The organism is Hymenobacter segetis (assembly GCF_054776495.1).
Genome location: NZ_BAAHBV010000001.1, coordinates 2,100,412 through 2,125,387 on the forward strand (window position 1 = coordinate 2,100,412; position 24,976 = coordinate 2,125,387).

Annotated in this window: 21 protein-coding genes and 1 pseudogene; 2 read left to right on the forward strand and 20 right to left on the reverse strand. The window is 54.2% G+C overall.

Going from position 1 to position 24,976, the window contains the following annotated elements; all coding sequences use genetic code 11:
- The 19 genes and pseudogenes from ACYU70_RS08720 to asnB all read right to left on the reverse strand — a co-directional run bounded on the left by ACYU70_RS08720 (window position 1) and on the right by asnB (window position 20,962).
- A complete protein-coding gene (locus ACYU70_RS08720) occupies window positions 1-1,014 on the reverse strand; it encodes a glycosyltransferase family 61 protein (protein ID WP_342299579.1) in 1,014 nt (337 codons plus the stop codon).
- A 191-nt stretch (window positions 1,015-1,205) separates the two neighbouring features.
- On the reverse strand, window positions 1,206-2,753 hold the full coding sequence (locus ACYU70_RS08725; RefSeq protein WP_342299577.1) for a lipopolysaccharide biosynthesis protein: 1,548 nt from the start codon (window positions 2,751-2,753) through the stop codon (window positions 1,206-1,208).
- Between the two features lie 177 nt (window positions 2,754-2,930).
- A complete protein-coding gene (locus ACYU70_RS08730) occupies window positions 2,931-3,893 on the reverse strand; it encodes a glycosyltransferase family protein (RefSeq protein WP_460615962.1) in 963 nt (320 codons plus the stop codon).
- Between the two features lie 7 nt (window positions 3,894-3,900).
- Window positions 3,901-4,476: an acyltransferase gene (locus ACYU70_RS08735; RefSeq protein WP_342299573.1), complete on the reverse strand. Its 576-nt coding sequence runs from the start codon at window positions 4,474-4,476 to the stop codon at window positions 3,901-3,903.
- A 106-nt stretch (window positions 4,477-4,582) separates the two neighbouring features.
- A complete protein-coding gene (locus tag ACYU70_RS08740) occupies window positions 4,583-5,299 on the reverse strand; it encodes a WbqC family protein (RefSeq protein ID WP_342299570.1) in 717 nt (238 codons plus the stop codon).
- The gene (locus tag ACYU70_RS08745) at window positions 5,296-6,372 is read right to left on the reverse strand and encodes a DegT/DnrJ/EryC1/StrS family aminotransferase (RefSeq protein WP_342299568.1); all 1,077 of its coding nucleotides are present in this window, start codon (window positions 6,370-6,372) and stop codon (window positions 5,296-5,298) included. The genes ACYU70_RS08740 and ACYU70_RS08745 overlap by 4 nt, the downstream gene beginning before the upstream one ends.
- Window positions 6,373-6,754: 382 nt before the next feature.
- Entirely contained in the window at window positions 6,755-7,696 is a 942-nt protein-coding gene (locus ACYU70_RS08750) for a glycosyltransferase (protein WP_342299567.1), read from the reverse strand.
- A gap of 174 nt (window positions 7,697-7,870) precedes the next feature.
- Complete coding sequence (locus ACYU70_RS08755) at window positions 7,871-8,650, reverse strand: GNAT family protein (RefSeq protein WP_342299565.1); 780 nt, start codon at window positions 8,648-8,650, stop codon at window positions 7,871-7,873.
- A gap of 164 nt (window positions 8,651-8,814) precedes the next feature.
- Entirely contained in the window at window positions 8,815-9,222 is a 408-nt protein-coding gene (locus ACYU70_RS08760) for a sugar 3,4-ketoisomerase (RefSeq protein WP_342299564.1), read from the reverse strand.
- Between the two features lie 23 nt (window positions 9,223-9,245).
- Window positions 9,246-10,358, reverse strand: a complete 1,113-nt coding sequence (locus ACYU70_RS08765) for a DegT/DnrJ/EryC1/StrS family aminotransferase (RefSeq protein ID WP_342299562.1) — start codon at window positions 10,356-10,358, stop codon at window positions 9,246-9,248.
- 293 nt (window positions 10,359-10,651) lie between these two features.
- Complete coding sequence (locus tag ACYU70_RS08770) at window positions 10,652-11,581, reverse strand: glycosyltransferase family 2 protein (protein WP_342299560.1); 930 nt, start codon at window positions 11,579-11,581, stop codon at window positions 10,652-10,654.
- Between the two features lie 274 nt (window positions 11,582-11,855).
- On the reverse strand, window positions 11,856-12,278 hold the full coding sequence (locus ACYU70_RS08775; RefSeq protein WP_342299559.1) for a sugar 3,4-ketoisomerase: 423 nt from the start codon (window positions 12,276-12,278) through the stop codon (window positions 11,856-11,858).
- Between the two features lie 6 nt (window positions 12,279-12,284).
- Complete coding sequence (locus ACYU70_RS08780; protein ID WP_198066916.1) at window positions 12,285-13,241, reverse strand: UDP-glucuronic acid decarboxylase family protein; 957 nt, start codon at window positions 13,239-13,241, stop codon at window positions 12,285-12,287.
- 67 nt (window positions 13,242-13,308) lie between these two features.
- Window positions 13,309-14,649 (reverse strand): UDP-glucose dehydrogenase family protein, encoded by a 1,341-nt coding sequence (locus tag ACYU70_RS08785; RefSeq protein WP_342299557.1) that lies wholly within the window; start codon window positions 14,647-14,649, stop codon window positions 13,309-13,311.
- A 143-nt stretch (window positions 14,650-14,792) separates the two neighbouring features.
- Window positions 14,793-16,286 carry a hypothetical protein gene (locus ACYU70_RS08790; protein WP_342299554.1) on the reverse strand — a complete coding sequence of 498 codons (1,494 nt, stop codon included), beginning with the start codon at window positions 16,284-16,286 and terminating at the stop codon, window positions 14,793-14,795.
- Between the two features lie 97 nt (window positions 16,287-16,383).
- A pseudogene (locus ACYU70_RS08795) lies at window positions 16,384-16,602 on the reverse strand (asparagine synthase-related protein); the annotation flags it as partial.
- 24 nt (window positions 16,603-16,626) lie between these two features.
- Window positions 16,627-18,243: a hypothetical protein gene (locus ACYU70_RS08800; RefSeq protein ID WP_342299551.1), complete on the reverse strand. Its 1,617-nt coding sequence runs from the start codon at window positions 18,241-18,243 to the stop codon at window positions 16,627-16,629.
- 37 nt (window positions 18,244-18,280) lie between these two features.
- The gene (locus tag ACYU70_RS08805) at window positions 18,281-18,991 is read right to left on the reverse strand and encodes a glycosyltransferase family 2 protein (protein WP_342299550.1); all 711 of its coding nucleotides are present in this window, start codon (window positions 18,989-18,991) and stop codon (window positions 18,281-18,283) included.
- A gap of 66 nt (window positions 18,992-19,057) precedes the next feature.
- Complete coding sequence (gene asnB / locus ACYU70_RS08810) at window positions 19,058-20,962, reverse strand: asparagine synthase (glutamine-hydrolyzing) (protein ID WP_342299548.1); 1,905 nt, start codon at window positions 20,960-20,962, stop codon at window positions 19,058-19,060.
- A 138-nt stretch (window positions 20,963-21,100) separates the two neighbouring features.
- Between asnB and ACYU70_RS08815 the strand changes: the two genes are divergently transcribed.
- Window positions 21,101-21,535 carry an acyl-CoA-binding protein gene (locus tag ACYU70_RS08815; RefSeq protein ID WP_342299546.1) on the forward strand — a complete coding sequence of 145 codons (435 nt, stop codon included), beginning with the start codon at window positions 21,101-21,103 and terminating at the stop codon, window positions 21,533-21,535.
- A 201-nt stretch (window positions 21,536-21,736) separates the two neighbouring features.
- Entirely contained in the window at window positions 21,737-23,392 is a 1,656-nt protein-coding gene (locus ACYU70_RS08820) for an amidase (protein ID WP_342299543.1), read from the forward strand.
- Between the two features lie 97 nt (window positions 23,393-23,489).
- On the opposite strand, the gene ACYU70_RS08825 is transcribed toward ACYU70_RS08820, so the two are convergent.
- Window positions 23,490-24,911, reverse strand: a complete 1,422-nt coding sequence (locus tag ACYU70_RS08825; protein WP_342299541.1) for an FAD-binding oxidoreductase — start codon at window positions 24,909-24,911, stop codon at window positions 23,490-23,492.
- Between the last annotated feature and the right edge of the window lie 65 nt (window positions 24,912-24,976).

Here is a 24,976-nt window from a genome sequence, read left to right on the forward strand (position 1 = left end):
TCAATTATTTGGGGTGGCAGCCGGCAAATGCGTGAGGCCATAATTACGGCCGGCCGACTGGTTTTCCAGCATTCGGACCACGGCTATTTCGAGCATGTTTACCTCTACCGGGTACTCCTTACCCGCCCGCATGTTGCCACCGACCACCACGTCGTAGTAATGCATGCCCAGGGTATGGGCTTGCCAGTAGTATTCCGGCATCAGGCGATTGCGGGGCATAATTTCAATCACATGCCCTTGCGCGTAAGTCATGAAAAACTGTTGAATCAGGCCAGCCCCGGTCAGGGCTACCAAATACTTGGTTTCCTGAAAGAGGGCCGCCTGTTGCTCAATATTCAGGTTCTCCGCAAAGACTTCTTCGAAACCGTGGCGCTTAAGCATGGCCACTACTTCGTCTTCGTTGTCGAGGTAGCGGCCATAGCGCCGCCGGTCGCGGTTGAGAAATACCTTGCGCCACGGTGCATTGTTTGGCAAATTATAGAGCGCCCGCATGTTGCGCCACGATGCGGGGCTGAAGGCGGCGGTATTAAACTTGTACAGCTTTTTTACCTTCACCCACTCCTTAGGGCCTACCACATACCAGTTTAGCTTCTGCATTTCGGGGCTGCGCCGATACAGATACTGGAAAAAATCCATTTCATACATCTGCCGGGTAATAAGCAACGGCGTATCCGCTGGCAAACCACTCTGTTCCAGCAGTTGCAGGCTGCTCAAGGCGTCCACGAAGTGGTGGTAATAATTACGTGTTGCCGACCCGTCGTACCAAATAGCCACATCAAAGCTGGTGCACTTAGCCGGGCGCAGCAAATTGGGCAATATGAACGGATATTGCCGGTCGTGCTTATACACAATGGTTTGCTCCACTAGCTGGCGGCCTTCCCGGCTCCCCAGCAAACGCTCGGGCTCCAATAGCACATCCGTCACTTCCACAATCGTGCTTTCCTGCATCGTCCACCGTTTGGTGTCCTTCGCAATAAACTCGCTAAAGCCGGGGTCCGTGAATTGCGTTGGCATGCCGGCGAATACATCGTCGGTCTGACGGAATAAGAAACGGAATCCATCCCCCTGCTCCCGATTTTTCCAGTAGCGAGCAGCGATGTACTGCCCCAAACCAGTACGCCAAAGAAAGGAGCGGGTAGCTTTAGTGAAAAAGTTGGTACTAGTGGTCATAGAGCTGAAGCGAAGGCCTAAACAGGGTGAGCAGATTAGGAATTAATAAACAAATAACGCCGGAAACGTTCGGGGATGTATTCACCCAGGGGCACACGCAGGTACAGTAGCCACACAAATGCCGCCATGATGCCCGTGGCGACCACGCCGGCCGGCGCAAACCACAGCCAGTGATTGAACGCCGGCTGCCGGGCCACCAATTGCACCAGCAGATATACGCCCGTTCCGGCAAGGCTAATGCCCAATACCGGCCAGATAATTGGCCGCACCACCGAGTCCATGGGCGCAATGTCCAGATGCTTATAAAGCAGATAAGGCACGTACCAGAACGATGTAAGCAGCGAGGCCAGAATGGTGCCGAGCAGAATCCCGCTCATCCCCATCTTGTATCCCAGCCCAATGGATAGCGCCAGATTGAGCGCGGCTTCGACCATTGCCACGAAGCTCAAGGCGCGGGCAATGCCTTTGGCATTGAGGAAAAAGGCCCCCGTGCGGGTAATAGTTTGCTGCACCATGATGATGAGGGCCAGCACCAGCACCTGCTGCCCGGCAAAGAAATCGGCCCCCACCCAGAGCCGGATAAACCATTCATCCAACGCCAGCATCAGCCAGAAGGCCATCATGCTCAGCGCCACAATCAGCAGCATCATGCGGTGGAAATAGAGCCGGGCCCGGGCCGGCCCTTCGTGCACCACAATTTCGGCTACCGCCGGGAGTGAGTTTTCAGTGATGCGCCCCAGCAGACTCATGCCCACTTCCGGAATACGCACCGTGAGCGAGAACACCGCTACCAGTGCCAGCGACAATACTTTGCCAATTACCAGGCGGTCGGTGTACAAAATCACCTGCGTGGCCAGCCCCTGCAGGAACATAAAAAACCCATAGTCGAGCATGGATTTGGTCAGTTCCTTATCGTAAAAGCGCGGCCGGATGCGCAGTTCCGGATAATACATGTGTAGCAGTACCAGTTGCATGGCAAAGCTGGTCAGCATCTGAAAAACGTTAGCGTACACAAACGTCCAGAGGCCCACCCCGCGTGAGAGCAACAGCAGCGTGAGGCCGGTAGTGAGCAAGCTCACCACAAAGTTGGGCGTAGCAATCAGCGTCTGCCGATGATGGGCGAAGAAAATGCCTCCCAGCCCCCGCTGGATAAACTGCCCGCCCACCAGCAAGCTCAGGGTAATCACAATGGGAATAGCCGGGGCAGCTAGGTCGGCACGCAGGTGGTAAACATGGGGCAGCAATGGCGCAAAGCAAATGCCTATCACCGTCACCAGTAGCCCAAAAGCCGCCGCCACCAGCACCCCCGTCGACATGATTTTGTTCACCATCAGCCGGTTGTGGTCGTCATCGCCCCGATGCAAAGCAAGGTTGCGGATTACGGCCGTCGACAGCCCAAAATCAAACAGGGCCAGATAGTTGATTATTTGAAAGAAAATAATGGATAGCCCATAGGCATCTTTATCCAGATACCGCACCATCAGAGGAGTGCTGACGATAGACACCACCATCGAAATAATGGTGAATGCCTGGGTAGATATTATTCCCCAGAAAGCAGATTTGGTACGAGAAATTTCAGGCATGAGATATATGTTTCAACTGCTATTACGCGATGAGTGCCGCTACGTATTGATATGCATATTTCAGCAGGTCACCCAAAGCTCGGCTGGGTCAAATTTGGTAGAAGTGCAAATGTCAGATACAATCGTTTACAATTCGCATCAAATCCACGCTGCTTTTCCTACGCTTTTTTACGTGAATTAATGATGTTTATACCAATTAATAATGCGTTGCCCCGAATATCTTATTTGTTTTATCCAGCTATATCGGGCTGTCGATAAATGCTGCGGCGAGTGCAATAATTGTTTCATTACCAGCGAATAATCTTCCATTATCAGGTCAAGCATCTGTGTCTTGTATTCCAGCAGAAAGCTATCAAGACGAATCGCGTCCATTCTGGACAACATTTGCAAACAATCAAGTAGTTGCTTAAGTAATTTCTGCTTCACTTCGCCTTTAAATTCTTTTCGCAAGTAATAAATAGCTTCAAAATACATGATAACCCGGCCAGAATCGTCTTGACGAGTCCAAATTCCTCCATCATGAATACGATAAGCCCCCATTACGTCTGGGAAATACATGACTTTCCCGTGCCGTGCAGCGAGCATGTGCAAGCAATAGTCCCCTATTTTAGTATGCACGAACCAATCAGGTAATCCAGTAGGATTTGGCCCGGCAGTGAAAGTATTACGATAAATGCAGGAAGCAGTTAATAACACATTAGCAATAGCCAGGTTTTCCAGCGTATAAGTTGTCGGGATTTTTTCAGGACGTATTAAATCATTGATGGCCTTACCAGCAGCATTGATTACACTGAGATTGTGGGCACTTACAGCATAATCGGGATTATTCTCTAAAAAATCGACCTGTTTCTGGAGTTTATGCGGTACCGTCCAGCAATCATCTCCCTCTAGCATAGCAATATACTTACCTTTACAAGCTAAGAATGTTCTCGTAAAGTTCTGCTGCGGACCCACATTAGGCCCTTTTGGGATTAACCGAATACGCTTAGGATAACGCCGAACATAATCCTCAATTATCCCTCTGGTATTGTCAGACGAGGCGTCTTCGCCCACCACTAATTCTACTTGAAAATTCGTCTTTTGCCCAAGAACAGATTCAATTGCTTTTCCAATATATGCTTCATGCATATAAGTAATCATGCAAACGCTAACGGTAGGTTCCATTAATAAAAATTGATTCAAGTTCTAGCAAATGACGGCTACGGTCTCGTATTTTACGAGCGGGAACACCACCTACTAATGTAAAAGCGGCGGTATCATGTGCCACGAGAGAATGAGCCCCAACTGCAGTGCCTTCTGCGAGGGTAACTCCTGGCAAAACGGTAGAGCCTGTGCCAATAAGTACATGCTTCCCCGCAATAACAGGGGCAGTTATTGTACCCAGTAACTCGCGTGGTATAGTTGCGTTCGCTAAATGCTTACCGCTATAATCATCAGATGAGGTGAATATGCTTACATAAGGGGCCGTGGTGAAATAATCTGAGAGAATAATATCACCCATCCCATTAATGAAATTGAATGCTGAAATCTGCGAATTATTACCAATAACTAATTTCCCTGTCCCCGATGGTGCAATGACACAAAAATTATCAATCCGAACATTATTCCCAATGCTAATATTACTCAAATTATAGATAGTAGCCGTTTTGGAGATAAGTACATGCTCCCCTACGGCAGCAAAACCTAATTCACGCAGTTCCGCATCGGAATAGTAGCCTATCATATAAAAAAATTTAAAAAATCACGCTATCCACAATCTAGTATCCCAACTATGATTGCAAATTGCAAATGCTGATTGCATTTGCAATTTAACACAATTAATATACATACTATCCTTCCGCTGCTCGAAGAGAATAGCTCTGAAGAAGGCTATGAATCTCAGGTTTAGAGTTATGCATCAACGCATCGACTATTGAAAGCCCGGGCACGAATTCACCATTTTTCACTTGCTGTGGATAGGGCGGCAACTCGGGTTGAATAAATTTGAGGGAAATGCCCGCTTGTTGAAATGTTTCCCCATCATAGAGCGCGCGCCCACCCATTGCGTTGATGTAGCAGGTTGCCCCTTCCTGCTGGCAGATATCGACTACCCGCGCTTGCGCGCGAAGGTGGGCATTATTGTAAATATCAGAGCTTGGAATGAGTTGCACGGGCAGGTTTAGATATTGCACTATTTGCTGTAGGCTATTACGAACTAAATCGGCGATGGTACGGGCATCGGCCTCAAATATTTGTTTAATCAGTTCAAAGACCGGTTCGTAGTGAGGGGCCCGCCGATAGTTCTGACTTATGGTTTGCAATAACTTTGGCTGCCACAGGTCGCGTGGCCGCAATTCAATGTCCCGAATTAGTCGATTGGGGCTAGGCTGGTCAAGCGGCACGGTGAACATCCACGGCTGGCCATTGACTAACAGTTGATTACGATTTATCCATCCGCCCTTAATAAACTGCACATCATCATACACGACAAAACGGTCGGCAGCTGTCAGCAATTGAAAGTAGCCCACGTATGGAAACAAGTAAGGCTGCATAATGACGAGATTCATCGGCAGGCTGCTTGGATAAGTTGGGCAATGCGCCGGACATCTGCGGGTGCCAGGTCCTGATAGAATGGCAGGCACAGCACGCGCCGGCTGATATCTTCGGAAATGGGGCAATCGGCTCCGGTGTGGTACGGCAGCTTATTGAGTGAAGGGAAAAAGTAGCGGCGCGTACTGATTTCGTGGCTCAGGAGATACTCTTTCACCTGATGCATCTGGGATTCGCTGGCAAATACAATGGGGAAGTAAGCGTAATTATATTCCAGGCTCGGCTCGGCCGGCGCGGGATATTGCAAGCCCAAACCGGCCAGTTCGGAGGTGTAGATAGTGGCTAGCTGCTGGCGCTGGCGAATAAATTCCGATACTCGTGGCAGATTACAGAGGCCCATCGCAGCATGGAATTCAGAGTTTTTGCCATTCACCCCCAAGGTAAAATACTCATCGCCAATGTGCCCAAACGACTTGTAGAGCCATACGTTGCGTGCCAGCTCTTCGTCGTTCATCACGATAGCACCGCCCTCTACAGTATGAAAAAGCTTGGTGGCATGGAAGCTACAAGTAGCCAAATCGCCGTAGCTAAGAAGTGGGCGGCCATGCACGCGCACCCCAAAGGCGTGGGCACCATCGTAAATCACTTTCAGGTTATGACGTTGGGCAATAGACTCTATTGCCAGCACATCGCAGGGGTATCCGTACACGTGCGTAGCCAGAATTGCTGTAGTGCGGGGGGTAATTGCGGCTTCAATTTTAGCAGCATCTATGCAAAAGGTCTGGTCTTCGATATCTACGAATACAGGCTCGCAGTTCTCCCAAAGTATAGCAGTTGTTGTGGCAACGTAAGAAAACGGAGTGGTGATAATCTCTCCCGATAAATCCAGCGCTTTGATGGCAATTTGCAAAGCAATTGTGCCATTAGACAGGAATTGAACCTGTGAGCCATCCAGGTACTGATTCAAGTCGGTTTCAAGTTGCTGTACCAAAGGCCCGTTGTTAGTAAGCCACCCTCTTTCCCAAATGCCTTCTAAGTATTGGGAGTATTCTGCAAGCGGCGGCAAATATGCTTTTGTAACATTTATCATAAACAGAAAGTCGATTCAAGACATTGAATCACATAGTACCCTCGAAGGTAATACATGCTTACCAGTGTACTCCGGATGGTATATCTGAAGTGGCCGGTCAAAGCGGGATAGAATGGAGTCGCAACTTTCCTTACGTTCGAAAGACAGGGCAATACCAGACAAACCACGCAAGCATGATGCGGCCTTCCACGCCACAGCCTTGCTTCTGGACGACTGGACAAGCAGAGCACTCAATCGAGTTTTTTGAACTAGAGAAATGGTCCTCGTCACCGATTCTCCCGACTATTCTACTGTAATCACCATTGCTGACACTTCAGCATCAGCGACAAAACTTCCTGCGCCACTCATCAGCACTTCAAATAACTGCTCAGCCTGCATTCTTTTATATCCGAGGCTTAAGGGCCAACAGTTGGCGTATCACTTTGTAACTTATTCCCAAACGGGCCAGGACCCAGAATACTCCTATCTTATTGCTCTTTGATTCGCGAAAGGCATACCATAGTTTTTCTCGGGCTGCAGGGCCTACGCTGGCGTAATAGTGTTCGGCCTGGTCGGCCAGATTGTGGCGGGCGGCGGCCCATTCGGAATCCCCCTCGAAGTAAGCTTTGTTGTAGATGCGGAAGTATGTCTCGTTCAAGGCTACCCGGTTGGTATGAATCGCGGAAGCGTTGTGCACCCGATACCCCCCCAGACTACCTGGCAGGTAGGCAAAGCGAAAGTGCCGGGACAGTCGCAACCACATATCAAGGTCTTCCGAGTAGAGCGACAAATCGTATTCCCCTACCTTATCCAGCGCACTATGGCGAATGGTGGTGGTGAGTGCGGGCACATAAAACCCCTTTAGCAGGGGGACGATGAGGTTGCCTTGGGGTGGGTTATCGGCGAAGGAAGGGTCAAAAAATTGCAGAAAGCTGGGTGCAATCACTTTCCCTGTGGAGTCGATAATCTCACAATCACCATATACGGCTCCGCAGTCCGTGCCCTGGCGTTCAAACTCGGCTACGGTTTCGGCCACCATAGTGGGGTGCAGTACATCGTCTGACCCCACCCAGCTCACGTACTCGCCGTGGGCATGAGTCCGGCACTCGCTGAAGGTTCTGACGATGCCTTGGTTGCGCTCGTGCCGAATAAAAGTGGCCGGGTAATTAGTACGGGCTAACCAATTGGTAATTACTTCAACCGATTTATCAGTAGAACAATCATCCACTACAACCAGTTCAACCAATGGATGCGTCTGATTACGAACACTATCCAGCATCTGCTCAATATAATGAGCATTGTTGTAAGATGCTATTCCGATAGTAACCAGAGAGGGAGTATACATCCTGTTTGAGTAGTTTTATTTAAGTTTCAGTAATACTGGGTTTCCAAGACTAGAAAGGCATCATGAAAACATGCCCAGCGTATTATTTTTTCTAATTAAATATTTAAAAGCAGTACGTTGAATAGATTATACCTATTTGGTACAGATAACTATTTTGGCACAGCTAACCATTTATTATGAATAACAAGCAAACACATGGGTCGTATTGCCAAGCCGAAAACCCAGCTTTTCGCAGGTGCGGAACACTGCCCGGTTCGTTGCCTGGGTAGTCATCAGGACATTGGATAACTGATTGGTGGCGGCCCGACGGACGGTTTCGGCTACCAGCTTCACATGCCAGCCCCGGTTCTCGGGGCCTACCGCAGTGAGCAGCACCCGGGAGTAGCCACTATCGGCGATGAGAGGGTCCGGCGCGGTGTCTCCGATTGCCAGAAAGGAGTCGACCACTAAGTCGTCTTCAGCGGGCACCAGCACTGTATCGGCGTACGTGCCCGCCACAGCGGCCTCAGCATAGCGGGTGAGCATTGCGGCCGCCCGTTCTTCGCCAAACCAAGGGTCGGCATGGAAACGGTCGTAGTCGTTACGGGCTTGGGCCGATACCCGGCCGAGATGACTGGCCTCGTCGGGGCGGGCGGCCCGCACCAAAGCCGGTGGCACCGGCAAGGGTTCAGCCGTGGGACGATAAAAATTTAACCTGGTTTCAATCAGCCCCCATCCGCCCTGGGTCAGTGCTTGGATTAGCTGAATATCCTCGGCTGGTACGATGCTGAAAGCATAGTATGCGCCGCGCTGCGCAAGTTCGGCTCGCAGCTCGCGTGCCGCCTGGGCTAAGGCATCAGGGGAAGTAGCCGTGGCAAACAGCCCTGTGAATAATCGGTAGGTATCGACCCCAAAAAACGCCGTGTCCCAGGCCAAGTGTTGTACCAGCCACTGTCCGGCAGCCGCATCAGCCATTGGCAATACCTCTTCCCCGGTGCCTGTTCCGAAACGCTGGGCCGCCCCGGTGCCATATTGCTCTTGTTGGATGGCAAGTGGGATATGCCGCAGGAAGCTGGTAGGCGAATACAGGCCCAATGCTTCCGCTCTTTCCTCAATTAAATCCGGCCTTGGCACAACATTTATTTGCTCTGCCATATTTCTTTGAAATCGGTATAACTACGAATGTAATCATCCTCGTTATAAACGTCGGAAGCTAGGACAAGCTGAACAGCCGCATGCGAGTACTGCATGGTATGCCAGGCGTGGGGGGGCACGTAAAGCCCTACATTGGGATTTTCCAGGCGGAATATCTGAATGGTGCCATCGCTCAGCTCCGTGGTGACGGTAATGCGCCCGGCAACGGCAATCAGCACTTGCTCGGTTTTATGATGCGCGTGCCGGCCACGGACGATGCTTTCCGGAGTGTAATACGTCCAGAAAAGCCGCTTCACCTCAAAGGGAACCAGGGTATTTTGCTCAACAACAGAGATGTAGCCAATCTCTGGGTTGCCCATTTTAGGAAACTCTATCAGGTGCGGGTTTAGCATTGAGCAGTTGTGTAAAAGCAAGGTTACCCTCTATCGCCTAAAAAGCTTCGGATGGCCTTGGCTACCGCCAAAACGTGCTCCTCCGTCATTCCGGGCCACATGGGCAAGCTCAAACACGTCGCCGCCAGTTCTTCCGCCAGCGGATAAGTGCCCACCGGAATTGCCAGATGAGCATAAGCCTGCTGCTGGTGGGGCGGGATAGGGTAATGAATGAGCGTGCCGATTCCCTGCTCCGTCAGGTATTGCTGCAAAGCTGCCCGTTGAGTGGTCCGCACCACATACAGATGGTACACGTGCGTGGCCCCGGGAGCAGTTGCGGGCAGCTGCAAGTCAGCTATTCCGGCAAGGTGCTGGTTGTAGAGTTGGGCAACGTTTTGCCGCTGGGCAGTCCATTCCGGCAAATAGTTGAGCTTAACCCGCAGGACAGCCGCTTGTAGCTCATCGAGCCGCGAATTATGGCCGATTACTTCGTTGTAGTATTTCTGCTGCGAGCCGTAGTTGCGCAGCACCTGCACTTTGTGGGCCAGGTCGGCATCATTGGTGGTCACAGCCCCGGCATCGCCGAGGGCCCCCAAGTTTTTGCCGGGGTAGAAGCTGGTACCGTTCACGGCGCCGAAGCTGCCGGTCAGGCCTCCCTCCCACGCGGCGCCCTGCGACTGGGCATTGTCCTCCACTACCCACAGGCCGTGTTTGCGGGCAATATCCATGATGGGGCCCATTTCGCAGGCTTGTCCATACAGATGGACCGGCATAATGCCCTTGGTGCGCGACGTGAGCGCGGCTTCGATACGGGCCGGGTCAATGTTGTACGTGTCGGGATTGGGTTCGACAGGCACGGGGACGCCGCCCACGAAGGAGATGGCCAGCCAGGTCGCGATGTAGGTGTTGCTGGGGACAATAACTTCGTCGCCGGGCTGTACACCCAAGGCTTCCAGGGCCAGATGCAGGGCATCGAGGCCATTGGCTACCCCGATGGTATGGGCTACGTGGTTGAAGGTGCTGTATTCGGCCTCAAAGGCTTTCACCTGCTCGCCAAGCACGTACCATTGCTTATCGTAAACATCAGCAATAGCACCCAGCACTTCTGAGCGAATGGGATTGTGTTGAGGAGCAAAAGACAGAAACGGAACGGTCATAAAGCAGGCGGAAGGCGACTATCGAAGCTGCAAAGATAGCAGCCCCGCTCCAACCAATTGCATTTATACGATTCTCCCACCTTGGCGGCACCCGTCAATGGGCCATGTATTGTTGGGCCGATTGAGTGAGCAGAAATAAAAAAACAGCGGCTTGTCGCAGGAAATTGATGTTGCTTCAGACCGCTTTGCTTAAGGCGTTCGTGGCATTGGTAGCCGCACCTAGATAGGACTGACAGGATGATTCTTGAAAAGGCAGATTCAGGCAGTATTATTGTGCTAATCAGACCATAATATCAGTCGAATATTTCGCGAACCACGTACAGTGGCCGCTTCCTGGCTGCATCCAGCCCGCGCCATACGTACTCGCCAATTACGCCCAGCGCAATCATCTGAAAAGCTGACACGAACAGCATAACCACCATAAGCGTGGTCCACCCGGCGGGCTCATCGGGGCGGGCCACCTTGAGGGCAATCACATACACACCGTACAGGAGGGCAATGAGGCCCAGCCCCAGGCCCAGCACCGAAATGGCGCGGATGGGCACAAAGGAAAAGGCCATCAGCGAGTCGATGAGTAGCTTGATTTTCTTGTTTAGCGTCCAGCGCGACTTCCCGATTTCCCGCTTGCGGCGGGTGTAGGGAATGTTGACATAGGCAAAGCCCAACCACACCATGAGGTAGAACACATTGGAGTTGCGCTCGTGTAGCTTCAGCACCTCGGTGGCTACCTGCCGGTCAAAGAACACGAAATCGAAGCCACCGTCAGGGATGTTGCGCAGGGCCAGGTTCTTCATCAGCCAGTGAAACAGCTTGGCCATGGCTACGGAAAGGCCTTTCTCTTCGCGGTCCTGGCGGTTGCCGATGACCAGCTTAATGCCTTGTTGCCAATAGCCGTACATCTGCACCATCAGCTCGGGTGGGTCCTGCAGGTCAGCGGTGATGACGGATAGGCAGTCGCCGGTGGCATGGGCCATGCCGGCCACGATGGCATTGTAGGAGCCCACGTTACCCGCTAAATCCACGATGCGAATGCGGCCGGGATACAGGGCCTGCGCCCGGCGTAGCGCACCGAGGGTGTCGTCGCCGGAACCGTCGTTCACGAAAACGTATTCGAACGTGACTTCGGGCGGGAAATTCGCTTCGTTCGCCACAAGTTCGCGGGTCGTCACCGGAATGTTATCCTCGTTAAAATAGCAGGGAACGATGACGGAGAGCTTGGGCATGGATTGATTGGATAGAATTGCCGCTGGGCCGCACGGGTGGGTACGCTCAGCCGGAGCTTTGAAATGAAAAGAAGGAAAGCTGATTAGAATGTTAGAATGCGCGAATGGTGTCGGCCACGGCCAGCAACGCACCCTGTAACTAGTCGAGGCGGGAATAATACCCAGAACGGTTATCAGCAGGGCTTTGGGCCGGCAGTGCGGGCACGGGGCTCCGTTTCAGCCATTGGCTTCGCGTCAACTTCGGTTGGCCAGACCTGAGCCAGCCGTAAGCGGCTCAGGTTTGTTGCGCCCATCGCTCCCGAAAGGCGGCGTATTCGCGGATATAATCTTCCTCAGCATAAGCCTGCGAGGCCAGCACCAACTGCACCGCGGTATGCGAGTACTGCATGGTATGCCAAGCCGAAGGCGGTACATAAAGTCCCACGTTAGGGTCTTCGAGGCGGAAAATCTGAATATCACCGGTGGCCGTTTCCGTGGTGACGGTGATTCGGCCCGCCACGGCAAACAAAAGCTGCTCGGTGCGATGATGGGCGTGGCGGCCCCGCACGATGCTTTCTGGGGTGTAGTACGTCCAGAAGACCCGCTGCACCGCAAAGGGCAGCGGGTCTTTGGCGTTTTCGCCCACGGAAATGTAGCCAATGCCCGGTGCCCCCAGCCTGGGGAACTCGATAAGGTGTGGGGCAGGATAATCGGCCATCGGAAGCTATTTGACGTGTTCTTTGAAATACTCCAGCGTGCGACGCAGGCCTTCAGCGCGGTCCACCTTGGGCTCCCAGCCCAGGATTTCCTTGGCTTTGGTGATATCCGGGCGGCGCTTCATGGGGTCGTTTTCGGGCAGGGCCTGGTAGGTCGGCTTGAATTCGACGCCGGTGAGGCGCGCGATTTCTTCACCAAACTCCTTGATGGTGATTTCCGACGGGTTACCAATGTTCACGGGCAGGTGGTAGTCACTGAGCAGCAGACGATAAATACCTTCCACCAGGTCGTCCACATAGCAGAACGAGCGGGTCTGCGAGCCGTCGCCGAACACGGTCAGGTTCTCGCCGCGCAGAGCCTGCGAGAGGAAAGCCGGCAGTACGCGGCCGTCGTCCAAGCGCATCCGCGGGCCATAGGTGTTGAAAATGCGGATAATGCGCGTTTCCAGGCCGTGATGGTTGTGGTAGGCCATAGTGATGGCCTCCTGGAAGCGCTTGGCCTCGTCGTAGCAGCCACGCGGGCCCACGGGGTTCACGTTGCCGAAATACTCTTCCACCTGGGGGTGGATTTCGGGGTCGCCGTACACCTCCGAGGTGCTGGCAATCAGCATGCGGGCACCTTTCACGCGGGCCAGGCCCAGCAGGTTGTGCGTGCCGAGCGAGCCCACTTTCAGGGTCTGAATCGGAATTTTGAGGTAGTCGATGGGCGAGGCTGGCGAGGCGAAGTGCAGGATGTAATCCAGCTTGCCGGGCACGAACACGAACTTGCTCACATCGGCCTGATGAAACTCAAAATCGGGCCGGCCAAACAGGTGCTCAATGTTCTGGATGGAACCCGTAATCAGGTTGTCCATCGCCACCACGTGGTAGCCCTCTTTCAGGAACCGGTCGCAGAGGTGCGAGCCCAGAAAACCGGCCCCGCCGGTGATGAGGACGCGCTTTTTTTCTTCGGAAGTATTGGTCATAGTATCGGTATTGGGTCATTAGAACGTCATGCTTCGCTACGCTCCGTATGACACTCTTTTCAAAAAATTAGGCGGCCGGCTCCTTGTGGTCGGTTTTGATGCCGATGCAGTGGTACACGAAGCCAAGCTCTTTCAACTCCTTCACATCGTAGATGTTACGGCCGTCGAAAACAACTTTCTGCTTCATCAGGCGGCCCACAACGTCAAAATTGGGGGAGCGGAAATCGGGCCATTCCGTGACGATGAGCAGGGCATCGGCGTCAATCAGGGCCGCAAACTCGTCTTTGGCGTAGCTGATGCTGTCGCCGAGCGAGTGCTTGGCTTCGGGCATGGCCACGGGGTCGTAGGCGGTGACGGTGCAGCCGGCGGCCAGCAGCTTCTCGATGATGACCAGCGAGGGGGCCTCACGCATGTCATCGGTTTTGGGCTTGAAGGACAGGCCCCACACGGCGATTTTCAGGCCGCGCAGGTCGCCGCCGAAGTGCTTGCTGACTTTGTTGAAGAGCACCGATTTCTGGTCTTCGTTCACGCTTTCCACGGCGCGGAGCACCTGCATGTCGTAGCCGTTTTCTTGGGCGGTTTTGATGAGCGCCTTCACGTCCTTGGGGAAGCACGACCCCCCGTAGCCGATGCCGGGATAGATAAACTTGGTGCCGATGCGGGCATCGGAGCCGATGCCCCGGCGCACCATGTTTACGTCGGCCCCCATGATTTCGCACAGGTTGGCCACGTCGTTCATGAAGCTGATTTTGGTGGCCAACATGGAGTTAGCCGCGTATTTCGTCATTTCGGCCGACGGGATATCCATGAAGATAATCGGGTGGCCGTTGAGCAGGAAGGGCTTGTAGAGCTTGGTCATCACCTCTTCGGCGCGCTCCGAGGCGATGCCGACCACGATGCGGTCGGGCTTGAGGAAGTCGTCGATGGCCGCGCCTTCTTTCAGGAATTCGGGGTTGGAAGCCACGTCGAACTCGACGTTGGCCCCGCGCTTGGCCAGGGCCTGCTCGATTTCGACGCGCACCTTAGCGGCTGTGCCCACGGGCACCGTGCTCTTCGTGACGATGACACCGTAGCTATTCATGCTCTCGCCAATACCGCGGGCCACGGCCAGCACGTATTTCAGGTCGGCCGAGCCGTCTTCGCCGGGAGGCGTACCCACCGCAATGAAGGCCACGTCACAGTCTTTGATTGCTTCGGCCAGATTGGTAGAGAAGTGCAACCGCCCTTTTTCCACGTTGCGGGTAACCATTTCTTCCAGGCCCGGCTCGTAAATCGGCAAAATGCCTTGGTGTAGATTCTCGATTTTTTTATGGTCGATATCAATACACGTCACCTCGATGCCAACTTCGGCAAAACACGTGCCCGTTACCAAACCGACGTAGCCGGTGCCTACAACTGCTATTTTCATAAGATGCGGAATGCGTGGAGATTTATACTCAATGGAACAAATTTAGGTCTTTACGGTCCACCCTACCGGACCTCGCGGTTAGTCCTTATTCTCACGCCAATGAGCAAGCAGCAGAACGCAGGGGTAAATCAAATGATTATAAGTCAATTATCATTACGAATAATCTGAAAATTGATTTCATGATTTTGCAGAACAGCACGCTGCGAGGCACTATGGCCTTCAAATTGATAGGCGGGATATTTCATAAAGTAAGGACTATCGGCCACTACTTTGCCGGGGTTCAAGTGCGCAGGCCGGTAACAGTTGATTGGGTATAGATAGGCGAAATTCAGCAACTGAAAAGTGGGATTTCGATGCTTTTGCGTCACTTGGCTGCGCAGGCGTGGCCCAAATAATCGATAAAATATGAGGTGCTCGTCGCATACATTGACCTGGCTTATCGCAACCTGCGCATAATCATAGATGTCTGCGCGGTACGCTACATCGCAAGGATAATCAATGGGGAGGTAGCTGGCTACAAATACTCCGAAATGCCACAGGGCAATGCCGCCACTACCCCAATAGAGCCAAGTGCGGGGTTGTCTAGGGCGACCAACCGTGCGCAATGCCACCAGCGCCCCCATGATGATGAATGGCACAAAAAAGTGCAGCGTGCGCCCGTAGAACACCAACTTATGGCCCACCTGAACCACCAAAGCATAGCCCAGCCACGCCAAAAAGCCAACCGTGAGCAGGCGCACAAGCCCTCGTGTGGCTCCGCCATCGGCGGCAAACCAGCCCGAGCACCAACTCAACCCTAACCCAACCCCGAATAGCACCAGCAGACCAATGCCGAGCCAGCCTTCCACATGCCAGAAATAGCTACCGAGGAAGCTAAACCCTTCGGCAAAGCTGCCTTGCGTGACGGTAGTGGCAATGTAGCGGCTGCTGTTCCAGTACGAAGTGTGGCCTAGGCGAGCCAAGCCTTCAAAGGCCAAAAGCACCGTTAGCAGGCCAGCCAGTTGGGCAGCGGCGGGCTTTGCAGCACGAAGCCAATCCGGACGCGGGGCCTCGAAACCGGTCATGAGCGCTAAGGTCAGCAGCAGCACAGGCCCCATAAAGTAGCCGGGATAAATGGCGTAGCTAAGGCCGCTCAATACTCCTGCCAGTGTCTGAAGCTTGAGGCCGACGGCTGCTTTGGGCCGCAGCAACACTGTAAGCGCCAAGAAAAAGAAGAACAGGGAATGGTCGTAGGGCAGCAGATGACGCAAATATAAGTTAGTGTTTACCAAGCCCGAATACAGCGCAAGGCCCAGCAATGCCAGGCCAACATTGAAAAAGCGCCGGTAAATGTGGTAGAGCAGCAGGGCATTTAGACTTACGATGAGCACGTTGAACACCTGAGGGACTTGCAGCGAGGGCGGCGCGTTGGGGTTCAGGTCGAAGACCCGCAGCAGGATGGCTTGGCCCAGACCGGGGATGGCCCGCCATATACCGTCGCCCGGGCGGGCGCCCATGGAGTTGATATAGCGCAGGAATTCCTGTCCGTGACCTTCGCTGAGCGAGCGCAGGCCCAGCATGGCGTTGACGTAGCGGGACTCATCCACAAACGCCATGGTGCCTTTGCCAACTAAGCTGAGGCGCACCAGCGTGAACAAGACACCAAATAGAAGGGCCAGCCGTTGCGGCCGGCCCACTAGGTACCACCAATCATGAATTTGACAAAATGCATTCACATTCAACAACTTACTTCGTTTACTGCTTCCACCAGGTCTGGAAGACGATGAGGCCCCAGATGCGGGCGTGCACGTCGCCGGGGCTGCGCGAGAACAGCTGCGCCTTGAGGGCGCGGATGGCCTGCACGTCGAAAATGCCCTGGGCTTCGATGAACTCGTCGCGGAGCAAATCATCTTCGATGAGGCTGCGCAGCTCGCCGCGCATCCATTTCAGCAGGGGCACTTCGAAGCCGTGCTTGGGGCGGTCGTAATTTGGTTACAATTATTCGACTTTGATTGCTTTTCTGTCTTGAGAAGGTATCGTATAAATCTGAAACTGATATGGCCAAGTTTTTAACAACTGACGTTCCCGGGAATTATATGCCTCATATTGGTACGGAAGGAATTCTGACATATCGTCTCCTTGTGCCAGCAGCACACCACGGTTCCGTATATCGACCAGAGTGTTGTGGCAACGAATAGGGTAAAGTGTACCAAAATTCACAAGTAGAAGCGTATCATTTGCATTGGCTGCTGCAAGATTTGGTCTGTCGCTGTACTTAGCCTGAAAAGGTTCATAATCATAAACATCGTTTCCACAGGCCGTATTATAGCGTATTACGTGTGCGGGAAGCGGCGCAAAAATCTTATTATCAAATGCAACGTCTTTCACATAAATAACTTTGGAGTAGCCTATAAAGAAATACAGGAATGATGCGACACTGATTAGAATCAAAATATATCTGATGCTGCTGTGCTTAAAATTAGCAATACCACAAATACAAACCAGTACCAGCATCGGCATAAACAGATGCAGAATTCGCCCATAAAAAACCAATTTGTGCCCCAAATAGACCAAAGATGCGTAACAGAGCCAACCGAGCATCAGCACAATCGTCAGTAATACCCTTTGCTTCCGGAATTCAACTGTTTCAGTTACACCAAAACGAGTTGGCCACAGTATTGACACCAGCGACCATAGAAGCAAAATCAGCAACAGGCAGCCCAGGCCCCTTTCAACATTAATTAAATAAGATGCCGCAAAGGAGTACCCCTCCGAAAAATCTCCTTGTGTAATAGTAGAAGATAAAGTACTACTACTCATGAGGTAACTCACGCCCCCTATTCTGGCAGTTATTTCAAAGGCCATTATCACCATACCAAAACCGAGTACGTAAACAGCTCCTCGTACCAATAACCGTTGCAGGCTACTTTTAATAATTGGTAATTCAATCATCATCAGGCCCAGCATGGCTGGTGCCAGGAAGTAGCCGGGATATATAACAAACACTATTCCGGAGAAAACACCGATTTTAAAAGCAGGCAGCTTATTAGTGAATAATTTTCCTTTATAATCCTTAATAATCAACCAGAGTGCTAGTAAAAAAAAGCACATAGACATGTCGTACGGCAGGATATGCCGCAGGTAGATGTTGGTATTGGCCAAGCAGGCATAAATGATGACTGCTACTTTACTCCACCTATTATTGAAAAGCGCATTTGCAATTTTGTAAAATAAGACTATATTAATTATTAGCATGGCCCAATTCATCCAAGCAGCCGTTACCAGTGATGTCGGCGTATTGGTGTTAATATGAACCACCTTGAACATTGCGGCCTGTACCACCGCAGGAATCAACCGGATAAATGCATCACCTGGCCTTCCTTGAGTTGAGTTAAGCGCAACAATGCCCTGCGTGAAGTGTCCTTGGGAAAATTGCTTTACAGCATCTAATGTACAGAAATAGCGGTATTCATCTATAAACGAAACCAATCCCTTACCTATCAAGGTTGTCCGAAGGATAAGGATAGCAACTATAATAAAATAGAAAAGGAGATTTTCCTTATCTATTTTATTATAGTTTGATTCAATTGATAAAGTAAAAGTATTATTTCCCATTGCCTAATTATCTAAACTCCCCTTACACACCAGAATGCTATGCAAACAAGCCATATTTAATAATGCAATAGATAGCCCGAACACCGTCGCGCCAACCTATTTTCTTGCCCTCGGCATATGTGCGCCCATAGTAGCTAATGCCAACCTCATAGATACGAACGTCTTTCACACGCGCTACTTTGGCGGTAACCTCGGGTTCAAAGCCGAATCTTTTTTCCTCCAACTTAAGCCCTTGAATAATATCGCGGCGAAACAACTTATAGCAGGTTTCCATATCTGTCAGGTTCAAGTTATTGAACCCATTGGAAAGCTGCGTCAGCCATTTGTTGCCGATGCTGTGCCAGAAAAACAAGATGCGGTGCGGACGCCCCCCCATGAATCGGGAGCCGAAAACAACATCTGCAAAGCCCTTAATAACAGGCTTTAATAGCACATTATATTCTTCGGGGTCATACTCAAGGTCGGCATCCTGAATCACAACGTATTCACCGGTTGCTACCCTTATACCTGTGTGCAGGGCGGCACCTTTTCCCATGTTTACCGCGTGGGCGTGATATACAATCGGTACATTGGGGTGTTCGCTCATGTAGCGTTGCACAGCAGCTTCCGTGTTGTCCGTTGAGCAGTCGTTAACGATAATTATTTCTTTTTCAATTCCACCAACCAATTGTACTGCATCAATCAAATTGAGTATCTCGTGAATGGTTGGGCCTTCGTTATAGGCTGGTATTACAATGGAAAGCTTCATATATCAGATTGAAATGCAAATCAGAATTATTGCGTTGAAACAAAGTTATGTCGAAACAAAGTTAGCTTAGGCCATATACTGCTTCCACCAGGTCTGGAAGACGATGAGGCCCCAGATGCGGGCGTGCACGTCGCCGGGGCTGCGCGAGAACAGCTGCGCCTTGAGGGCGCGGATGGCCTGCACGTCGAAAATGCCCTGGGCTTCGATGAACTCGTCGCGGAGCAAATCATCTTCGATGAGGCTGCGCAGCTCGCCGCGCATCCATTTCAGCAGGGGCACTTCGAAGCCGTGCTTGGGGCGGTCGTAGAGCTCGACGGGCAGCTCGGAGCGGAAGGCGTCCTGCACGATGCGCTTCTTCATTGTGGCGTCGACCTTGCTGGTGACGGGGATGGAGAAGGCGAAGTTGACCACTTTGTAGTCGAGGAAGGGAGTGCGCACTTCCAGCGAGTTGGCCATACTCATCATGTCCACTTTCGTGAGCATGTCGTAGGGCAGCACCAGGTTCATGTCGGTGAGCAGCACCTCGTTGAGGTCGCCGTCGGCGTGCAGGTGCTCCAGAATGTCTTTGCGGCGCTTGGCGGCGGCTTTTTTGCCCACTTTGCGGCGGCTGGCGGCGCTGAGCAGGGTGTTGGCATCGCTGGCCGAGGCGAAGCTGGCCCAGTCCCAGTACCGGTCTTTCACGCCGGCCGTCATGCCGCGCGAGAAGCGCTGGAGTTGCCTTACGCGGTTGCCGAAGAAGCTGTTGCGCGACTTGGGCAGGGCGTCCCACACGAAGCCGAGGGCCGTGACGGCTTCGGCTTTCACGCCGCCCTGGCGCACCTTGAACTCGCCCATGTGCTTATTGTAGCCGCCGAACATTTCGTCGGCCCCGTCGCCGCTCAGGGCCACGGTGACGTGCTGGCGGGTGCGCTGGCTGAGGATGTACACGGCCAGGGCCGAGGAATCGGCAAACGGCTCATCGAGGTAGTCCAACATGCTGTGGATGTGCTCGTAGAGGTCGTCGTTGGTGAGCGAGAAAACCGTGTGGTTGGTCTTGTGGCGGGCGGCCACGAGGTTGGCGTACTTGGTTTCGTCGAAGAAGGGCTCGTCTTTGAAGCCGATGCTGAACGTGTTGAGGTGCGGCGTGTGGCGGGCGGCCAGCGCGGTGATTACGCTGGAGTCGATGCCGCCGCTGAGGAAGGCACCGAGGGGCACGTCGGCCACGAGGCGACGCTGCACGGCTCCGTCCATCAGGTCGACCAGCTTTTTCTGCTGCTGCTCGTAGCTGAGCTTGTTTTTGGCGACCTTTTTGGGGTCGTAGGGGATTTTATACCAAGCTTTGCCCACCACCTTGTTGTCCTTGATATACAGGTAGTGGCCGGGCAGCATCTTCTTCACGCCCTTGAAAATGCTGGCGGGGCCGGGGATGTAGTTGAGCTGCAAATACTGGCTCAGGGCCACGTAATCGAGCTTGCGCGGCACGCCCAGGGCCATGATGGACTTCATTTCGGAAGCCAGGAACAGCTTGTCCTCGTCGCGGTAGATGAGCAGAGGCTTCACACCAAACCGGTCGCGGGCGATGAGCAGCGAGTTTTCCTCCTTGTCGTAGATGGCAAAGGCGAAAAAGCCGTTCAGCTTCTTGATGAAGCTGCGGCCCTCGGTGATGTACATCTGGAGAATAACCTCCGTATCGGTCTGCGAGTGAAACTTGCAGCCGCGCTTAATGAGCTTTTCGCGCAGCTCGCGGTAGTTGAATATCTCGCCGTTGAAGACGATGGTGTAGCGTCCCGATTCGTCGGTCATCGGCTGGTTGCCGTCGGCCGAGAGGTCGAGGATGGCCAGCCGGCGAAAGCCCAGACCGCATTGGTCGTAGACAAAGTGGCCCTCCGAGTCGGGTCCGCGGCGAATGATGGCGTCGGTGGACGCTTGCAGGTTGGCCAGCGACTGACGACCTGTTTCCGTAAAGGCAAATACTCCAGTTATTCCGCACATAGTTGCCCGCAAAAGTACGACCCCGCAACCTAAAGGCCCACCGCAGGGTATTGTCATTAACGCAAATGGCACCGAATTCCTGCCAAAACCCCGCCGTAGCGGCCCTGCTCCTCTTTTTCCAGCCCTCCTTTTTCAATCATGAACATCGACGAACAATTCCAGGCTGCGGCCGAACAAGTAAATAACCTGCCCGGCGACGTGGCCGCCAAGCACATGACCGAGCTTTACGGCCTCTACAAGCAAGCCACCGAGGGCGATGTGAACATGCAACCCGGCGAAGTAGACGCCGCCGCCGCCGACCAGGCCAGCGGCCCTGCCGGTCTTTCGCAGGCGCAATGGGACTCGTGGAACCAGTTCAAGGGTGTGTCGGAGGAAGAAGCCAAGCGGCGCTACGTGGCCAAAACGGCCGAAATAACCGGCGGCGCTAAACCGGCCACCGAGGCCAGCGAAGTGCCCACCGACAGCCAGACCGGTGCCCCCAAAACCACCGACCACGGCGGCCTGCGCGGCGATATCAAAGCCGGCAGCCCATATGGCGGCGAGGACAAGCTGAAAGGCCAGCAGGCGGAATAAGCCGCACTATTCCAGCGCTACTGCGCTTGATATGTTAGTCAAACAAAAGCCAGTTCTTAGCAGAACTGGCTTTTGTTTTTATCCAGAAGCCGGCGGCCAAAAACTTGTTGGTACGGCGGTAGTTGTCGGGCTCCCGGCGGGCAGTATTATTGCCAGTCGGCGGCCGATGGCCGCTTCTCCCCTACTCCGTTTCTGCTTTTTATGGACCGTCGTCTTTTCCTGAATCAAAGTACCCGCGTGGCCCTCACGGCCGCCCTCCTACCCGCCGTGGCCTGCCAAACTACCCCCGGCAAGCCCGTAACGGACGCTCCGGCCGGAGCCCCGGCAGCGGAAGAAACGGCAGGGACCGGCGCGGCCGACAACTTCGAGCTGCACGAGCTGACCGTGGCCGACTTGCAGGACCGCATGGCCAAGGGCACGGACACCGCCCGCAGCCTGAGCGAGAAATACCTCGCCCGCATCAAGGCGCTTAACGAGGCGGGGCCGATGCTGCGCGCCGTCATCGAAACCAACCCCGATGCGCTGAGCATTGCCGACGGCTTGGACCAGGAGCGCAAGGCCGGCAAGCTACGCGGCCCGTTGCACGGCATTCCAGTCCTTATTAAAGACAACATTGATAGCGGCGACCAGATGATGACCACGGCCGGCGCTTCGGCCCTCAGCGGGCACAAGGCGAAGCAGGATGCCTTCATCGTGCAGAAGCTGCGGGCCGCCGGGGCCGTGCTGCTGGGCAAAACCAACCTGAGCGAATGGGCCAATTTCCGGTCCTCGCACTCGGTGAGCGGCTGGAGCAGCCGGGGCCGCCAAAGCCGCAACCCCTATGTGCTGGACCGCAGCACCAGCGGCAGCAGCTCGGGCTCGGGGGCGGCGGTGGCGGCCAATTTGTGCGCCGTGGCTATTGGCACCGAAACAGACGGCTCGGTGGTGTCGCCGGCTTCTTGCAACGGCCTCGTGGGCCTCAAACCCACGGTGGGCCTGCTGAGCCGCAGCGGCATCATCCCGATTTCGAGCACCCAGGACACGGCCGGCCCCATGGCCCGCACCGTGCGCGACGCGGCCATTTTGCTGAGCGCGCTGGCCGGCCCCGACCCCGCCGACCCCGCCAAACTACCCATTCCCAAAGGCGCGCTGACCGATTACACCACGTTTCTCAAGTCGGATGCCCTCCAGGGCCAGCGGCTGGGCGTGGAGAAAGCCCACCTCAACGGCCCGCCGGCCGTGGCCGCGCTCCTGAAGCAAGCCGTGGCCGCGCTGAAGGCAAAGGGCGCAACCATTGTGGAAGTGGAGCTGAATAAGCTGGTCAACCCGCTCGGCGAGGCTGAGTTTGACGTGCTGCTCTACGAGTTCAAGGACGGCGTGAACAAGTACCTGGCCGATGCCGGCGCGACCGTGAAAAACCTGGCCGAGGTCATCGCCTACAATAAGGCCCACGCGACCGAAGCCATGCCGTTTTTCCAGCAGGAAACCCTCATTCGGGCCGAAGCCGCTGATGGCCTCAACAATCCTAAATACAAGGCCGCCGTGCAAAAAACCGTGGCCGGAGCCCGTCAGGCCATCGACGGCCTGCTGAAGACCCACCAGCTCGCGGCCATCATCGGCGTGACAACCGGCCCGGCCTGGTGCATCGATTGGGCAAACGGCGATTACTCGACGGGGGTAGATTTTTCGTCGCCAGCGGCCATGGCGGGCTACCCACACCTCACCGTGCCCATGGGGCAGGTGCTGGGGCTGCCGGTGGGCCTGTCGTTTGTGGGGCCGGCGTACCACGAAAGGCTGTTACTGGCCCTGGGCTATGCCTATGAGCAGGCCACGCACAAGCGCGAGGCCCCGAAGTTTTTACCGACGGTGGCCGTATAGCACGAGTACCCCGAATTTTTATTTCGGGCCGTTGAACAATTGATGTTCACGCAGCCCAAAATAAAATTTCGGGGTACTCGTGCTATACGCCCCTCACTTAAAAAATCTTGCCCGGGTTCAGGATGCCATTCGGGTCGAATACGCCTTTGATGCCGCGCATCAGGTTCAGGTTGGCCTCAGCCAGGGCGATGCCGATGTAGCCTTTCTGCACCAGCCCGATGCCGTGCTCGCCGGAAATAGTGCCCCCCAGCTTCACGCACAGTTCGAAAATTTCGGTGATGGGCTGGCGCAGGCCCACGTTCCACATCTCGTCGCTGAGCTCGCCGCGGATGATGTTGACGTGCAGGTTGCCGTCGCCGGCGTGGCCGTAGCACACGCTTTTGAAGCCGTAGCGGGCTCCTATTTCCTTCACGCCTTTGAGCAGGGTGGGCAGCTCGGCGCGGGGCACCACGGTGTCCTCCTCCTTATACACGGAGTTGTAGCGCACCGAATTGCCAATGTTGCGGCGAATTTTCCAGAGGTCGTCCTTCTGGCCGGCGGTGTCGGCGAGGAGAATTTCGCCCACGTCATACTTTTCCAGCACGCCGTACACCTGCTCGGCTTCCTTATAGAGCTGGTCCAAATCCTGGCCGTCCAGCTCAATAAGCAAATGAGCCAGGATATCCTCAGGCAGCGTGAGCGGGATTTTCAGATAATCGGAAGACCAGGCAATGGCCTCACGCTCCATAAATTCCATGCCCGACGGGATAATGCCGGCCCGAAACACCGCCGAAACTGCCTCCGCCGCCTGCTCCACCTGCCGGAAAGGCACCAGCATCAGAATATTCTGCTGCGGGAACGGCAGGAGCCGGAACACCACTTTGGTGATGATGCCCAGCGTGCCCTCCGAGCCCACCATGAGTTGGGTCAGGTTGTAGCCAGTGGAATTTTTGAGGGTGTTGGCGGCCGTCCAGATGATGTCGCCGGTGGGCAGTACCACCTGCAGATTCAGCACGTAGTCCTTTGTGGTGCCGTATTTCACGGCTTTGGGGCCACCGCTGCTGTGGGCCAGGTTGCCGCCCAGGAAGCAGCTGCCCTTGCTGGCCGGGTCGGGCGGGTAGAACAGGCCCACTTCCTTCACGGCGTTCTGAAACGTCTCGTTCACCACGCCAGGCTCCACGGTGGCTTGCAGGTTGCGCTCGTCAATCTGGATGATTTTATTGAGCCGCTCGGTGCTCAGCACCACGCCGTGGTGGATGGGCAGCGCGCCGCCGCTCAGGCCCGTGCCCGCCCCGCGCGGCGTGACGGGAATGCGGTGCGCGTGGCACAGGCGCATAATCTGGCTGATTTCGTCGGCATCGGCCGGGCGCAGCACTACGTCGGGGGCAAACTGGAGGTCTTCGGTGTGGTCGCGGCCGTAGTCGGCGTAGGCATCGGCGGTGGCTGTGGCCTCGGCGCGCTGGGCGGTGAGGACGTGCGCCGGGCCAACGATGGCCTCAAAAGCAACAATTAATTCGGCGGTAAGCGCGTTAAAATTCATGAGCGGTAAAGCTGAACAGGCCGCGCAAACTATCTTTGCGGCCGATGGGGAGGGTGACAACGAAG